General features: G+C 72.0%; 1 protein-coding gene. It reads left to right on the top strand.

Annotated elements, in window-relative coordinates; translation table 11 throughout:
• Positions 1 to 389: chorismate synthase (locus JNW98_RS35935; protein ID WP_223772428.1), on the top strand; the 389-nt coding region annotated here is incomplete at both ends.

Below are 389 nucleotides of genomic sequence, written 5' to 3'. Positions count from 1 at the left end.
TTCCTGAAGGAGGCCGCCGGCATCGAGATCGTCTCGCACGTGGTGGAGCTGGCGGCGGCGAAGGCGCCGTACGGGGTGTACCCGAAGCCGTCGGACGTGGAGCGGCTGGACGCCGACCCGGTGCGCTGTCTGGACGCCGACGCGTCGAAGGCGATGGTCGCCGAGATCGACCAGGCGCACAAGGACGGCGACACGCTCGGTGGTGTGGTGGAGGTCCTGGCCTACGGGGTGCCCGTTGGGCTGGGGTCGCACGTGCACTGGGACCGGCGGCTGGACGCCCGTCTGGCCGCCGCGCTGATGGGCATTCAGGCGATCAAGGGCGTCGAGGTCGGCGACGGCTTCGACCTGGCGCGGGTGCCGGGCTCCCAGGCGCACGACGAGATCGTGGC

The sequence above is a fragment of the Streptomyces huiliensis genome (genome assembly GCF_020037025.1).
In the GTDB taxonomy this organism is placed as follows: domain Bacteria; phylum Actinomycetota; class Actinomycetes; order Streptomycetales; family Streptomycetaceae; genus Streptomyces; species Streptomyces huiliensis.
This window is presented reverse-complemented; position numbering and strand designations above follow the sequence as displayed.